General features: G+C 55.5%; 11 protein-coding genes and 2 pseudogenes. 3 read left to right on the top strand and 10 right to left on the bottom strand.

The window, feature by feature from the left end; all coding sequences use genetic code 11:
• Window positions 1-660, top strand: a pseudogene (locus tag WIH05_RS12300) (polysaccharide deacetylase); the annotation flags it as partial.
• Between the two features lie 128 nt (window positions 661-788).
• On the opposite strand, the gene WIH05_RS12295 reads toward WIH05_RS12300, so the two are convergent.
• The 6 genes from WIH05_RS12295 to WIH05_RS12270 form a co-directional block, all read right to left on the bottom strand.
• Complete coding sequence (locus WIH05_RS12295; RefSeq protein WP_022273340.1) at window positions 789-1,742, bottom strand: GTP-binding protein; 954 nt, start codon at window positions 1,740-1,742, stop codon at window positions 789-791.
• A gap of 21 nt (window positions 1,743-1,763) precedes the next feature.
• Entirely contained in the window at window positions 1,764-2,930 is a 1,167-nt protein-coding gene (locus WIH05_RS12290) for a CobW family GTP-binding protein (protein WP_022273339.1), read from the bottom strand.
• Window positions 2,931-3,034: 104 nt separating this feature from the next.
• Window positions 3,035-3,850, bottom strand: coding sequence for a metal ABC transporter permease (locus WIH05_RS12285; RefSeq protein ID WP_158357007.1), 816 nt, complete (start codon window positions 3,848-3,850; stop codon window positions 3,035-3,037).
• Window positions 3,850-4,560 (bottom strand): metal ABC transporter ATP-binding protein, encoded by a 711-nt coding sequence (locus WIH05_RS12280; RefSeq protein WP_022273337.1) that lies wholly within the window; start codon window positions 4,558-4,560, stop codon window positions 3,850-3,852. The genes WIH05_RS12285 and WIH05_RS12280 overlap by 1 nt, the downstream gene beginning before the upstream one ends.
• Window positions 4,557-5,555, bottom strand: a complete 999-nt coding sequence (locus tag WIH05_RS12275; protein WP_337425453.1) for a metal ABC transporter substrate-binding protein — start codon at window positions 5,553-5,555, stop codon at window positions 4,557-4,559. Before WIH05_RS12275 ends, WIH05_RS12280 begins: the two co-directional genes overlap by 4 nt.
• Window positions 5,556-5,611: 56 nt before the next feature.
• On the bottom strand, window positions 5,612-6,301 hold the full coding sequence (locus WIH05_RS12270) for an HAD family hydrolase (protein ID WP_022273335.1): 690 nt from the start codon (window positions 6,299-6,301) through the stop codon (window positions 5,612-5,614).
• A 299-nt stretch (window positions 6,302-6,600) separates the two neighbouring features.
• On the opposite strand from WIH05_RS12270, the gene WIH05_RS12265 reads away from it, so the two are divergent.
• Entirely contained in the window at window positions 6,601-7,641 is a 1,041-nt protein-coding gene (locus WIH05_RS12265) for a PTS sugar transporter subunit IIC (protein ID WP_337425451.1), read from the top strand.
• 66 nt (window positions 7,642-7,707) lie between these two features.
• Here WIH05_RS12265 and WIH05_RS12260 read toward each other — a convergent pair whose 3' ends face one another.
• A complete protein-coding gene (locus tag WIH05_RS12260; protein ID WP_022273333.1) occupies window positions 7,708-7,908 on the bottom strand; it encodes a hypothetical protein in 201 nt (66 codons plus the stop codon).
• A gap of 158 nt (window positions 7,909-8,066) precedes the next feature.
• Between WIH05_RS12260 and WIH05_RS12255 the strand changes: the two genes are divergently transcribed.
• Window positions 8,067-10,379 carry an N-acetylmuramoyl-L-alanine amidase family protein gene (locus tag WIH05_RS12255; RefSeq protein ID WP_022273332.1) on the top strand — a complete coding sequence of 771 codons (2,313 nt, stop codon included), beginning with the start codon at window positions 8,067-8,069 and terminating at the stop codon, window positions 10,377-10,379.
• 518 nt (window positions 10,380-10,897) lie between these two features.
• On the opposite strand, the gene WIH05_RS12250 is transcribed toward WIH05_RS12255, so the two are convergent.
• The 3 genes and pseudogenes from WIH05_RS12250 to WIH05_RS12240 all read right to left on the bottom strand — a co-directional run.
• Entirely contained in the window at window positions 10,898-12,109 is a 1,212-nt protein-coding gene (locus WIH05_RS12250; RefSeq protein WP_022273331.1) for an ABC transporter permease, read from the bottom strand.
• Window positions 12,103-12,873, bottom strand: a complete 771-nt coding sequence (locus WIH05_RS12245; protein WP_337425452.1) for an ABC transporter ATP-binding protein — start codon at window positions 12,871-12,873, stop codon at window positions 12,103-12,105. The genes WIH05_RS12250 and WIH05_RS12245 overlap by 7 nt, the downstream gene beginning before the upstream one ends.
• Before the next feature lie 49 nt (window positions 12,874-12,922).
• Window positions 12,923-13,121, bottom strand: a pseudogene (locus WIH05_RS12240) (efflux transporter periplasmic adaptor subunit); the annotation flags it as partial.

Raw genomic sequence — 13,121 nt, 5'->3', positions numbered from 1 at the left:
GAAATGGAACTGGACGACGGGACCGTGGTCACCGGCTCCTTCGACCTGGTGCCGCTGCTGGAGGATTTCATTGCAGAGCACCCGGACTTTTCCTATAAGGGAGCCAGGGCAGTCCTGGCCTTCACCGGCTACCAGGGTGTTTTGGGCTACCGCACCGATCCGGAATATAAGGACTCCAATCCCAATTATGAGGAAGACCTGGAATCTGTCCGCCAGGTGGCCCAGTGCCTCCGGGACGGCGGCTGGGAGCTGGCCTCCCACAGCTGGGGCCATATCAACCTGGGCTCCCGGGATCTGGCTTCTGTAAAGACAGACACCGATAAATGGGAGGAACGGGTGGAATCCCTCATCGGCCCCACCGATATCATCCTCTACCCCTTCGGCGCAGACGTGGGCGACTGGCGGGCCTATACCCGGGAAAACGAGAAATTTGCCTATCTGTACGACAAGGGCTTCCGCTATTTCTGCAATGTGGATTCCAGCCCCGCCTGGGTACAGCTGGGGGCTGATTACCTGCGTCAGGGGCGGCGGAACCTGGACGGCTACCGCATGTACTACGATCTTCCGGAAACAAATCCTTCCAAGGATCATTTAAGCGACCTGTTCGACGTTACCACCGTTTTTGACCGGGAGCGCCCGGTGCCGGTGCCGCCCATGTAGGGTAGGAAATATTGCCTGTGGGGGCTTCCTGCCGACGGCATAATTCTTTCCCAGAGCATAAAAATAAGCTGCTGCAAAAAGGAAATGGATGCTTTCCTTTCGCAGCAGCTTATTTTTACTTTATTGCCCTAAAACTGGACGATCTCCTTGATCTCCTCTGCCGGCTCCACGCTTTCCGCGTAAAGCACCGGACCGGTTCCGTCGTAGTCCTGCCAGAACTCATATTCGATCCTGGCCCGGACCTTTACCCACATTCCGGTCTCCAGGGTCCTGGCCTCTCTTGCCTTGCATACAAAGCCCAGGAAGGTCATATCCGCCTCGCAGCAGGTCATGGCCATACGGCCCGGAACAAAGTAATTCTTCGGGAATTCCGGCGACTTTAAGACCATGGCCGTAAATTCCACTACCTTCCCCTTGTACCGGTCCTCCTTGTCCAGAGCGTCAATATACCAGATGCCGTAGGCCCCCGGGTCGATCTGGATCACATCTGCCTTCATATCATAGGGCAGATCCTCCTCCAGAAGTTCCTGCTCGATCTCCCCTTCCGCATCCTCCAGGATCAGGTCGGCCTGGGGATTTAAGGCCTTTAACCCCCTGCGGTAGCGGGTCAGGCTGTCGTCGGTCAGATCGTCGCAGCGGTTCATGATGATCAGCTCGGAATTCCTCACCATAAGTCCCAGCAGCGGCTTCATGTTATTTAAATAGAGCTCAAAGGTGGAGCCGTCGATGATGGTGATCTGCTGGAACAGCTCCCAGTCTGCCGGAAGCTTCAGCTGATCCTGGGGCCAGATCCCGTTCCATTCGATGAGCACCCGGTCCGGACCGTAGAGCGCTTCCAGGCGGCCGAAAAAGTCCTCATCCAGCTCGTCTGCGCTGTCCACGGTGATCACCTTTGTCCGCGTTTTCTTTAGCAGCTCCTGATCATATTCTGTGTCCCCCTCCTCGCAGAGGATCAGGACCGTAACTCCGTCAGCCTGGAAATACTCCTGCTGCAGTGTAAAGGAGATAAACTGGGTCTTTCCAGCCTCCAGAAAGCCGTTGATCAGAAACACCGGCATTTTTTCTTGATTATTTCCGCTCATGATTTCTCCCAGTGATTAAAATTAATGGAACAGTTCCTTCAGATCGTCCTCTTTTAAGCCGGAGCCGATGACGCACACCTTTCCTGTATAGATGGGCGCGCCTTCCCGCACCTCCGTCTCCTCGGGAACCATATCAAAATAGTGCCATACGCCGTTTTCATCCGGCAGCATGCCCTTGGCACGAAGCACCGTGCCGTACTTCTCTGTGTGGGCCAGGTCATGGAGGATCTCATTTAACCGTTCCAGGCTTACGCTGCGGCTTGTTTCCAGTCCCCAGCTTGTGAAAACCTCGTCGGCGTCATGGCCGTGGTGGTGATGGTGATGATGGTCATGATCGTGGCCGCAGCAGCACTCCCCGTCCTCATGATCGTGGTGGTGATGGTGCTCATGGTCATGGCCGCAGCAGCACTCTCCCTCCTCATGATCGTGATGATGGTGATGCTCATGGTCGTGGCCGCAGCAGCACTCCTCATCCTCATGATCGTGGTGGTGGTGATGGTGCTCATGGTCGTGGCCGCAGCAGCACCCTTCGTCCTCATGATGATGGTGTCCCTGCCTTACCTCCTCCAGAAGCTCAGCTGCCATGTCGTCGGTGGGCTTTTCAATGATCTCCAGAAGCTGGGCTCCGGTGAGACGGCCGATGGGAGTCGTAACAACGGCTGCCTTAGGATTCTTCTCCCGGATCAGCTCCACTGCCTTTGCCACCTTATCGGCGTCTGCCACGTCGGTACGGCTTAAAACGATGGTCCCGGCGCTTTCGATCTGGTTATTGAAGAACTCGCCGAAGTTTTTCATATACATTTTGCACTTCTGGGCGTCTACCACCGTCACAGAGCCGTTTAAGACCACGTCGATCTCTCCGGCCACGTCGCAGACAGCCTTCATCACGTCAGACAGCTTTCCAACGCCGGACGGCTCGATGATCACCCGGTCCGGCTCATACTTGGTCAGCACCTCAGACAGGGAGCGGCCGAAATCGCCCACTAAAGAGCAGCAGATACAGCCGGAGTTCATTTCCCGGATCTCAATGCCTGCATCCTGTAAAAAGCCGCCGTCAATGCCGATCTCTCCAAACTCATTTTCGATCAGCACCACCTTTTCCCCGGCAATGGCCTCCTCCAGAAGCTTTTTTATAAATGTGGTCTTTCCAGCCCCCAGGAAGCCGGAAATAATATCGATCTTTGTCATTTTTAATTCCTTCTTTCTATTCAATCCATAAAATAACGGTTGTCTGTTACTAACTTTAACACATTTTTTCCCAAAGTCAACCGCCGCCCTTAAAATTTCGCGTCCTACCGCCTCCGGACAGCCTGGATCACGGAAAAAATCCCAAAGGCTCCCATGTTGACCACCACCACGCTGGCTCCCGCCGGAATGGAATACACATAGGAAAGCACCAGGCCGATGAAAAAGCAGACCACGGATACGGTCCCCGCCGAAAGGATCACGCCGGAAAAGCTTTTAAATACCCGCATGGAGGTGAGGGCCGGAAAGATGATCAGGCTGGAGATCAGCATGGCTCCCATCATCCGCATGCCCAGGACAATGGTGACCGCCGTCAGCACCGCCAGGATCGTATTGTAGCCGGAGACCCGGACTCCGGTGGCCCTGGCAAAGCTCTCATCGAAGGTCACGGCGAACACCTTATTGTAGCAGAGAATGAACATCCCCAGGACGATCAGGGACAGGACGGCGCTCAATACCACGTCCTCCCGGCTCATGGCCAGGATGCTGCCGAACATATAGCTGCTGACGTCTGTGGTCATTCCCGTGGTCAGGGATGTGACGATGATCCCCACAGCCAAGGAGCCGGCAGAGATCATGGCAATGGCCGCATCGCTCTTGATCTTGCCATTGCCGGTGATCCGAAGGAGCAGCACTGCGGCGGCGGCCACCACGGGGATGGATACCGCCAGGGGAGCCCACCCAAAGGCCACGGCCACAGACAGGGCTCCAAAGGATACATGGGACAAGCCGTCCCCGATCATAGAATACCGCTTCAGCACCAGGCTCACCCCCAGAAGGGAGGCGCACAGAGAGATCAGAAGGCCGCCGGTCAGCGCCCGGACGATGAACGGATACGAAAGCATTTCTCTTAAAAGCTCCATCATTTTCCACCTCCCAGGAATTCTCTCCCGCATTCCGTCTGTTTATAGTCTTCCACAGAGCCGTAAAATAACACGCTCTGCTTTAAGTGGAGGATCTTATTGGCCTGGGCCACGATGTTCTGGATATCGTGGGACACCATTAAGACGGCCACCTGCTCCTCCCGGTTCAAATGGCGGATCACCCGGTAAAAGTCCTGGGTGGCGGAGGGATCCAGCCCGGTGATGGGCTCGTCCAGGATCAGAAGGCGGTCTGTGGCACAGAGAGCCCTGGCGATCAGCGTCCTCTGCTTCTGGCCGCCGGAAAGATCCCGGTAGCAGCTCTTCCTCAGATCTGTGATCCCCAGACGCTCCATGTTCACTGCCGCCGTTTCCCTTTCTTTTTTTGAGTAAAACGGACGGTTCCCCCGCTTTCCGAGACAGCCGGAGATCACCACCTCCTGGACTGTGGCCGGAAAATCCTTCTGGGCCGGCGTCTGCTGGGGAAGATATCCGATTCCGGACCGCTTCAGATCGTCGGATACCATAAGGCTTCCGCCGGTGGGCTTTAAAAGCCCCAGAAGCCCCTTCATCAGCGTGCTCTTTCCCGATCCGTTTTCTCCCACGATGCAGAGGTAATCCCCCTGGCAGATCTCCAGGGACACATCCTTTACCACATCATAATTTTCATATCCAAAATCCACATGCTCACATTTTAATAACGGCTGGCTCATTTGCACAGTCCCTCCCGCAGATTCTTCACATTCTGTTCCATCAGCTCCAGGTATGTGACCCCTTCCTCAAACTGCCGCCGGGTCACGTTATGGCAGGAATGGAACAAAAGAGGTACGGCCCCTGTCTCTTCTCCGATGATCTCCGCCACCCGGTGGCTGGAAAGCTCCAGATAGTAAATCACAGGAAGCCCCTCTTCTTTTACCTTGTCGATCAGATAGGCGATGGTCCTGGCGCTGGGCTCTGTATCCGAGGAACAGCCGGAAAAGGCCGCCCGGTAACGGAGTCCGTAGGCGTCGGCAAAATACCGCAGCGGGAACTTATCGCCCATGACGATCATGTCGTGGACCGCGCTATCCCTCACCTCCCGGAATTCTTTGTCCAGTCTTTCCAGCTCCTCCAGATACGCGGCAGCTCCTGCCTGGTACATAGCCCCGTGGTCCGGATCCCTTTCCGTAAGAGTCTCAGCGATCACGCCCACCATCCTCATGGCATTGACCGGAGAGGTCCAGATATGCTCGTCGTACTCGATCTCATACCGGCTCTCGTCCTCCTCCGGCGGCTCTGCCGCTTCTTCCTCACCGTCCTCATGGACATGAACGTGGCCATGGCCCTCGTCGGAATGCTCCATCCCTTCCACGATCTCTTCCTCCACCGCATCCACATGGTCCATCATGATGACCACCGTCTGGTCCTCCCGGTCAAAGGAATCCACCACCTGGTCCACCCAGTGCTCCATGGCCCCGCCGTTGGCGATGATCACATCCGCCTCCTGCATGATGCGGATATCCCTTGGCGTAGGCTCAAAGGAATGGCTGTCCATGCCCGCCGGGATCACCAGGGACAGCTCTACTTGGTCTCCGGCCACCTGGCGCACAAAATCATAATAGGGGAACAGAGTGGCGGCTACCTTTAATTTCCTCCCGCCTTCCCCGTCTCCCGGCTCCTCTCCGCTCTCTGCTCTCCCGCAGCCGGAAAGGAGACAGAAAAGGAACATCACTGCCAGCGCCAGCCATGTTCCCCCTCTTATTTTCCTCGTTTTTACAGATTTCCTCAATGATTCTCCTCAGCTTTCCCGGAAAGGATCCGGATCATGTCCCAGGGGCTTTCGATCAGATACGCCGGGGCAAAGGCCGCCAGCTCCTCCCGGCCCCGGAATCCCCACAGGACTCCCACCGTGTCCATCCCGGCATTTCTTCCTGTTTCCATATCGGTGTTGGTATCTCCGAAATACAGACAGTTTTCCGGAGCAACGCCCATCTCCTTTGCCGCCTCCAGAGCACCTCTGGGATCCGGCTTCTTCGGGATCCCTTCCCGCTCTCCGACCACCGTGTCAAAGGCGTCCGTTCCGAACACATACTCCACGGTCTTCACGGCCTGGGCGTGGGGCTTGTTGGAGACCACGGCCAGCTTCATCCCCTTTTCCCTGGCAAAGGCCAGGAGCTCCCCGATGCCCTCGTAGGCATGCATCTGGTAGTTACAGTTTTCCCCGAAGATCTCCATATAAACCGGGAGGATGGCTTCATAATGGGCCGGATCCGTATCCTTACAGGCCGCCAGCGACCGCCTCATCTGCATTTTATAGCCGTCTCCCACAATGGTCATCATCTGCTCCTCAGACAGAGGCCCCAGCCCGAACCGCTCCAGGGACTTGTTGGTACAATAGGTCAGCGCATGGATGGAATTCACCAGGGTTCCGTCCAGATCAAATATCATAGCGCCATAATCCATACGTTTTTTCATGTTCTCATCTCCTTACAGGGCCTTAGTATATCATAAGAAGGAAAGCCAGGCAAGAAAATCTTGCCTCCGTCCCTGGCTCCCGGAGGATCCCTCTGTCCGGAAGATTTCGTTAAATTCATATCAATCTTCTGCGATTTCCTTGCTTTTTTCTGGTTTCTATGGCAGAATACGTTGACCAATGGGATCGTTAATTTCTTAACGTATCTCTGGAGATCCGCAATTGTTCCACTATGTGTCTTCCTGTCCGGATCTTCCCATGGCTGAACGGCCGCGAAAACGATAAAAGGAGTCACTGAATCATGGAAACAGCACCAAAGCACCGGGAATCCTGGAAGGAATTCCTAAAGAGAAAGCAGATCAATTTCACCGTACAGACGTACTTCATCGACGCCCTGGGGGCCATGGCCTTCGGCCTTTTCGCCTCCCTCCTAATCGGGACCATCTTTTCCACCATCGGGGAAAAAACGGGTGTGGAGGTTTTCAATACCATCGCCTCCTACGCCAAAGGGGCCACCGGAGCCGCCCTGGGCGTATCCATTGCCTATGCCTTAAAAGCGCCGCAGCTGGTTCTTTTTTCCGCCGCCACCGTGGGGATCGCAGGCAATGAGCTGGGAGGACCCGTGGGCGCTCTGGTGGCCACCATTGTGGCTGCGGAGCTGGGAAAGCTGGTGTCCAAGGAGACCCGTGTGGACATCCTGGTCACTCCCGGCGTTACCATCATTTCCGGCGTCTTTATGGCCCAGTTCGTGGGCCCCGGCGTATCCCGGTTCATGACCCTGTTCGGAGAAATGGTCAAGACTGCCACGGAAATGCAGCCCTTTTTCATGGGGATCCTGGTATCGGCTCTCATCGGCATTGCCCTGACCCTTCCCATCAGCAGCGCGGCCATCTGTATCATGCTGTCCCTGGACGGCCTGGCCGGAGGAGCGGCCACAGCCGGCTGCTGCGCCCAGATGGTGGGCTTTGCCGTCATGAGCTTTAAGGAAAACGGCTGGGGCGGTCTTTTGGCTCAGGGCCTGGGGACCTCCATGCTCCAGATGGGAAACATCGTGAAAAACCCCAGGATCTGGATCGCTCCCACCCTGGCGTCCATGGTCACCGGCCCCCTGGCCACCATGGTCTTTCAGCTGGAAAACATCCCGGCAGGCGCGGGCATGGGGACCTGCGGTCTTGTGGGCCCCATCGGCATCTATACCGCCATGTCCGGCGAAGGCCCCAGGATGTGGGCCGGGATCCTCATGATCTGTTTCATCCTTCCCGCCGTCCTCACCTGGATCTTCGGAGAGCTCTCCAGGAAGGCCGGATGGATCCGTGAGGGAGATCTGAAGCTGGATCTGTAAACCGCCTCCATAAAATACTTCGGCCGTCCAGGCATCATGCCCGGGCGGCCTTTTTATCATTTTCCATCATTGATCCTTGTTCCGGGTAAACTCCCCTACTAAATACACGATCCCAAGAACTGCCGTCAGAATAAGCCCCAGATACAGCGCCCAGAAGATCAGCCTCTGCCGTCCCACACAGAACAGGAAGACACTGATCACCGCCGCCCATAGTAGCGGAGCCCAGAAAAATTTTGAAAGACGGAATAAAGCACCGATCACCTTCATTGTATTCCTCCTCTCGCGGATATGGTCTGTATCCTGATTATAGCATACAGGATCCCCCATTTCTATCCCTGTTTTATTGACTTTCCCCATGAAAAACTATATAATTTTTCCATGGGAGGATACCCCCTCCAGGAATATTTATAAGGAGGTACAAACGTATGAAAAAGCGATTTGCCGCCCCACTGGCGGCAGTGCTGGCGATGAGTATGGCGTTTTCATCGCTGGCGGCAGTGAAACTGGACACACCGGTCGTACGGTGGAGTTCCAAACGAGAGGCCCTTCCCGAGTGGACGCGGGTGGAGAACGCCAGCAATGAATACAAAATGGAGGCCTTCCAAAATGGAAAATCCATGTATATCTCCCACCCCACTTTTTATGGTGCTACCAACGAATGGCTACCTAGCGGAGGATTTGTAAATAAACTAAAAGACTCCGGAATCTATACTTTCAGAGTCATGGCTCTCGGGGATAATATTGATACTTTGGACAGCGACTGGTCTGAGCTTTCCACTCCCTGGACATTTGAAAAGGCTTCCGTATCATTGGAAACGCCAGTCAATCTCCGGTGGAACGGCACTGTGGCCTGCTGGGACGCTCCGGAAATTCCGGCGGAGTATGAAAATTATTTAAGGGGCTATGAAGTCAGTCTCCTGGCCGACGGTAATATCGTAATTATCTACACAAATGTACAAACCACCCATCAGGATCTGGCTGACGATATGACCAAAGAAGGCACAAAAGAATATTCCTTCTCCGTCCGCGCCGTCAGCAATACGCCGTCCAAGATCTTCCATAGTGAAACCGTTTACGCAGATGATCCCTACAAGCCAGGCGACGCTTCCGACAAGGTATCGGGAACTCTTGATAAGATCACTTCCGGCGATATTCCCATGGACCAGGCACCGGATGCTTTAAAAGAAAATATCAAGGACGTCCAGGTGGCCATGCAGTCGGATCCGGACGTTCTGGCCAAGGTTGAAGCCCTGGAGCAGCAGTACATAAAGGATCAGAATGTGACCCTGGAACAGAATATCACCTCCAATGAGGTGGGCATCGACCACAGCCAGGTAAAGGTGATCGGCGCTGCCTTAAACGCTGCGGCAGCCGGTTCCACCGTTTCCTTCAATATCGGAAAGCCTCATAAGGACGCAGTTGTGGATGCCATGAGGTATAAAAACACCATCCAGGTGGATCTCAGCCTCAGCGGAGCCGTTCCGGAGCTTAAGGTTCCGGTACGCATCACCGTTCCGATCCCGGAAAATGTCAATCCAGAATTCTTCCATGTGCTCCACTATTCCAATGACGGAACGTATGAAGATATCTGGCCGCTGGAGATCGACCTGGAGGCCCGCACGGCTTCCTTTACAGTGACCCACTTCAGTACCTTCGTGCTGGCTGAGGAAAGAACCGAAGAGGATAAGCCAGGTACTGATCCGGAGCTTCCAGATTCCATCGCCACCCCGTCCAACGCAAAGGAGTTCCAGGCCCTGGCCGACTCCCTTCCCAATGACCTGGCCGGTCTTCCCCAGGAGGAATGGGACGCCGCAGAAGGCGCTCTCTGGAAGCTGGCTGAGGCCCTGGATAAGAACGACGTCCAGAAGGCCATGGCCGGAAAGTCCGCAGAGCCCACGGTGAAGAAGCTCTCCTTCCTGTTTGACTCCCTGGGCGTGGGTGCAGCCATGGATGTCCAGTGTGCAGAGCCGCTGGAGGGAATGGACTACTATCCCCTGGCCTTCGCCCCGGACCATGGCACCATCACGGGCCTCCGGGCAGAGCTTTCCAATATCTCCACGCCCAGCAACGCCAGCCGGACGTATTCCTTCGACCTGGAACTTTATAAGACCACAGAGGGAAGCGCCCGATCCGCAGAGGGAACTGAAACAAAGGTCACTTCCCTGCGGACTCCGCTGAAATTCTACATCTCCATGCCCGACGGCTTCGAGGATGTGGCGAACGAAAGCGATACCCTCTGGTATGACGAGGAGACCGGCTGCATCGTGGTCTACACCAATGATCCTGGAAGGTTCACCGTAAAGCTCCGCAGGGAAAACAGCGGCTCCGGTTCCTCCGGCAGCTCCGGCGGCGGCTCCAGCAGAAGCGTCCGCGTGGATCTGATGAACCAGTCCCCAGAGGGCGGAAAGTGGTCCAAGGATGGAAATATCTGGCGCTTTACCTTTAAGAACGGGATCCTGGCCCAGAGCTGCTGGCTCTATATCAACAACAACTGGTACTACTTCGGCAGCAACGGCGATATGGCCACCGGATGGTTTAAGGACAACTTAAACAACTGGTACTATCTGACTCCTGCCGGAGCCGGAACAGAGGGCGCCATGGTCACCGGATGGCAGCAGATCGACGGACGCTGGTATTACTTCAATGAGAAGAGCGACGGCTTTTGCGGCACCATGTTATCCAATACCACCACTCCCGACGGCTACACCGTAGACGGAAGCGGCGCGTGGATCCAGTAAAAAACAGATCTTGTTTCACCCGCCCGGGCTTTGTCCCGGGCGTTTTTTATATCATAGGGAAGTGCGCCCTATGACATAAAAAACGCTCTGCGGGGATCGCCATGCGGCGAAAGGGAATTATGCCGCAGATCTGCCCCTCCACATCTTTCTGCCCTCTCTAATTTTCCTCTCCCATTCCCCGGCCTACCAACTATATGCTCTCCTAGCTTCATATTCCCCCCTCCCGTATAGTCAAAAATTTTGGGCAAAAATACCCCTTTTTTTCCATTATGCCCAAAAATCGTACGGAAATCCTGGATTTTCACCGGATCTTCCTGCGGGATTGGACATATATCTCTTTTTTCCCTGTATATGCCCAAAAACTGCAGGAATTTTGGGCATAGCAGAAAAAAAGTCCATTCTATGCCCAACAGCAGAGCCTGTGAAGCTAAGGTGCGCCCCATAAGGCGGGTACGCATCCCCTGTCCGCAAAAGGACCGGCCTTCCGGCCGGTCCCAGCAGAACAGCTTCTTTTATTTTTATTCGTACCGCAGAGCGTCAATGGGATCTGCCTTGGCCGCCCGGGAGGCCGGATAGATCCCGAAGAAAATCCCCACCACCGCGGAGAATCCCACAGCCAGGAAAATGATCCCAGGCTTTATGACCACTGGAAGGCCCAGGGCCATGCCGCCCAGGGATACCACGCTCACCGCCAGCACCACGCCGATGATGCCGCCGCAGGCCGAGAGGATCGCCGATTCCGTCAGGAACTGGATCAGCACGTCCCGGGTCCTGGCTCCCAGAGCCTTCCGGATCCCGATCTCCCGGGTCCGCTCCGTAACAGAGACCAGCATGATGTTCATAATGCCGATGCCTCCCACCAGGAGAGAAATGGCTGCGATCCCCCCCACAGCCGCCGACAGGGCTCCCATCATACTGTCCACACTGCCCATCTCATCCACCGCCGTCTGGCTGTAAAAGTCCTCGGGCTTCCTGTCCTTCTGTTTGGCGATATACGCCATGAGCCGGTTCATGAAATCCGTCATATCCACATCGTCCGCCGCGAACAGACGGCAGGAGTAAAAGTTATCATTGGGCCAGGTGAGGATCGTATAGGGGATAAAGGCCGCCCCCGTATCGCTCCCAGTCCCCATCATCAGCGCCTGGAAGGCGTTCATCTCTTTTTTATAAACGCCCACCACCGTATACTCGTCCGTCTCCCCGTAAACGGTCATCCGCAGGCTTTTCCCCACGGCATTTTCCGTTCCGAACAGCTTCTCGGCGCTTTTTGCCTCCATCACCAGGTTTTTCCTCCGGCCCAGCACATCTCCCTCGTTGAGATAGCGGCCGTAGATCACATCCACTGGCTGTACATCCTGGTAATTATAGTCGATGCCGGTAAATTCAAACTTCATTTTGGTCCGGCCAGCCTGTACGTCTGTGCTCAGGTACGCGCTGCTGTCGATATAGGCGATCTCGTCCCCGAATACCTCTTTGATCTTATCCAGATCATCCAGGGTGAAATAATCGGTCATACGCACATCATCGATCCAGTAGCCGATCTGGACATAGGCCTGGGTGATCCCCACGTCCTTATAAAGATCCTGGAACAGTCCCCGCATGGTATCGCCGATGGACACAATGGAGATCACAGAGCCAATGCCGATGATGATGCCCAGCATGGTGAGGAAGGAACGCATCTTATTGGCCTTTATGGCGTGGAAGGCCATGGCCATATTTTCGATCAGCATACGGCCTCCCCCTTTCTCCCGTAAAGTCCCCGGGTGTGGATCACTCCGCTGCCAGGCGTGGGATTTAAGTTTTTCTCATCGCTGATGATCTGGCCGTCGGAAAACCGGATGATCCGGTCCGTGAAGGCGGCGATATTTTCCTCATGGGTCACCACCACCACCGTGGCTCCGGCCTTATGGAGCTCTGAAAAGATCTCCATGATCTCAATGGAAGCCGCCGTATCCAGGTTTCCCGTGGGCTCGTCGGCTAAGATCAGCGGCGGCTCGTTGGCCAGAGCCCTGGCGATGGCCACCCTCTGCCTCTGGCCTCCGGACATTTCATTGGGCATGTGGTCTACCCTGGCTCCCAGGCCCACGCATTCCAGAAGCTCCATGGCCCGCTCCGCCCGTTTCCTCTTGGGGATCCGGGCATAGGTCATGGGAAGCTCCACATTCTTTAAGGCCGAGGTCCTGGAGATCAGGTTAAAGGACTGGAACACGAAGCCGATCTTTAAATTCCGCACCGCCGAAAGCTCGTTGGGATCCAGCTCCGCCGTGTCGATGCCGTCCAGATAATAATGGCCCATGGTGGGGCGGTCCAGACAGCCCAGGATATTCATGAGGGTGGATTTTCCCGAGCCGGAATGGCCCATGATGGCTACAAACTCCCCCCGCCGGATGGTCAGGCTGATCTTTTTCAGCCCCAGGACCTTAATGGCTCCGGTATCGTAGATCTTCACCAGGTTTTCCAGGCGGATCAGCTCCTCATGGACGTTTTCTGTCATATAGGGAGAAAGCTTTTTGTCTCTGATTCCAAACACATCCATTCCCCCCTTACTGCGCCATGGCGGTCACGGCCATGCCCTCCGTCAAGCCCTCAGAGGGAGCGGCCACGATCTGGGTCGTCTCGTCCAGCTCCTCGCCCTCGCCGGGAAGGATCTCCAGCTCCACATCTCCCTCAATGCCGGTCTGCACAGGGACCTCATGGATCATGCCGTCCTTCACTGCCAGCACCATGGAAACTCCGTTCCGT

The sequence above is a fragment of the Alitiscatomonas sp. genome (assembly GCF_037242085.1).
Taxonomy (GTDB): Bacteria; Bacillota; Clostridia; order Lachnospirales; family Lachnospiraceae; genus Alitiscatomonas; species Alitiscatomonas aceti.
Note: the sequence above shows the minus strand (reverse complement) of the source record. Positions and strands in the feature narration are given on the sequence as shown.

Coding starts and splice junctions, on each gene's coding strand:
- WIH05_RS12295 (WP_022273340.1), bottom strand. CDS start 1,742: ATGAGCGGAAATAATCAAGAAAAAATGCCGGTGTTTCTGATCAACGGC.
- WIH05_RS12290 (WP_022273339.1), bottom strand. CDS start 2,930: ATGACAAAGATCGATATTATTTCCGGCTTCCTGGGGGCTGGAAAGACC.
- WIH05_RS12285 (WP_158357007.1), bottom strand. CDS start 3,850: ATGGAGCTTTTAAGAGAAATGCTTTCGTATCCGTTCATCGTCCGGGCG.
- WIH05_RS12280 (WP_022273337.1), bottom strand. CDS start 4,560: ATGAGCCAGCCGTTATTAAAATGTGAGCATGTGGATTTTGGATATGAA.
- WIH05_RS12275 (WP_337425453.1), bottom strand. CDS start 5,555: ATGTTCCTTTTCTGTCTCCTTTCCGGCTGCGGGAGAGCAGAGAGCGGA.
- WIH05_RS12270 (WP_022273335.1), bottom strand. CDS start 6,301: ATGAAAAAACGTATGGATTATGGCGCTATGATATTTGATCTGGACGGA.
- WIH05_RS12265 (WP_337425451.1), top strand. CDS start 6,601: ATGGAAACAGCACCAAAGCACCGGGAATCCTGGAAGGAATTCCTAAAG.
- WIH05_RS12260 (WP_022273333.1), bottom strand. CDS start 7,908: ATGAAGGTGATCGGTGCTTTATTCCGTCTTTCAAAATTTTTCTGGGCT.
- WIH05_RS12255 (WP_022273332.1), top strand. CDS start 8,067: ATGAAAAAGCGATTTGCCGCCCCACTGGCGGCAGTGCTGGCGATGAGT.
- WIH05_RS12250 (WP_022273331.1), bottom strand. CDS start 12,109: ATGCTGATCGAAAATATGGCCATGGCCTTCCACGCCATAAAGGCCAAT.
- WIH05_RS12245 (WP_337425452.1), bottom strand. CDS start 12,873: ATGACAGAAAACGTCCATGAGGAGCTGATCCGCCTGGAAAACCTGGTG.